At 39.6% G+C, this 1020-nt stretch carries 2 protein-coding genes and 1 pseudogene; all 3 read right to left on the bottom strand.

Annotation, left to right across the window (positions count from 1 at the left end):
• Positions 1 to 576: C39 family peptidase (locus R7R78_RS24530; protein ID WP_225474428.1), on the bottom strand; the 576-nt coding region annotated here is incomplete at its 3' end.
• Positions 577 to 581: 5 nt separating this feature from the next.
• On the bottom strand, positions 582 to 905 hold the full coding sequence (locus R7R78_RS24535) for a hypothetical protein (RefSeq protein WP_005380167.1): 324 nt from the start codon (positions 903 to 905) through the stop codon (positions 582 to 584).
• Positions 906 to 925: 20 nt separating this feature from the next.
• A pseudogene (locus R7R78_RS24540) lies at positions 926 to 1020 on the bottom strand (dentin sialophosphoprotein); the annotation flags it as partial.

Here is a 1020-nt window from a genome sequence, read left to right on the forward strand (position 1 = left end):
ATTGGTTATAAAGCTAGACCGTCCCATTTCCGCTTCGTTACGGACCAGTAACACAATTCCTTGGTAATATTTTTCAAACTCATCCAGTTTCATTATCATGGTTCCTCTAGAAGGGTCTCCTAGAATAACTGAGTGATTGTTTATACCTCTGATTACAACAAAATGCATATACCCATCGAAATTAACGAGAGTAATCCCAGGGACGCCGACTTCTTTAATTTTCTCCAGTCCTACTTGAAAGCCGTCAGAACGTAACCCTATGGAATCCAAGTAAAACTTCATATCCAACAAAGAAAAACCTTTCTCTTTGATTTTTTCTTTATCACCTTTTTCAAACATGCTTTTGAAGATATCTTGTTCAGATGACTCTGTTGCATAATGAAAAGTGAGAAGAGAAGCCAGGGCGGCAGAGCCACAGCTGAAGTCATACTGTTGGCGAAAAACATCACCAAACACTATTTCTTTGTAGCTTTTAACAGGAACAGAGTAATGTGCTCGGTAAGGTAGCAGTTCTAATGAAATGGCTGATGCTGAATAAACGAGCATCAGCCAAATTAAGTTATTTAATACTTTCATATTGTTTACTTGAGTGTCAGGTTAACGACGGTAGAGTTCTGGATTAAAACGTTGTTTCCGCTGTTCTGAATTACGTTGGATATACCAGAACTGTCTGCGAACGCTCCACTTGATAGTATATTGTTACCACTCACGGTGTTTGACGCGACATTATCTGACGAAATACCATTGATATCTGATTCTGCATAAACCAAGTCGAGTTCAACATTTTGTCCACCTCTTGATTCATTCATGATATCCAAGCTAACTTCTCCGCCAGATAATGCAATGTCATCAGCGAGTGCAGTGCAGGCAACTATCATACTCAAAGTACAGATTGCCAAACGCATCGCTTTCTCCTACTAGTCGGTTACTCACCCCCAGTAAACACACTTGCATTAGTTGTAACAGATTGTTGTACAAGTGAATTTGAACCAGCATTCTGACCAACGGTAGTAATACCAG

The organism is Vibrio sp. 2134-1 (assembly GCF_033339495.1).

Coding starts and splice junctions, on each gene's coding strand:
- R7R78_RS24535 (WP_005380167.1), bottom strand. CDS start 905: ATGCGTTTGGCAATCTGTACTTTGAGTATGATAGTTGCCTGCACTGCA.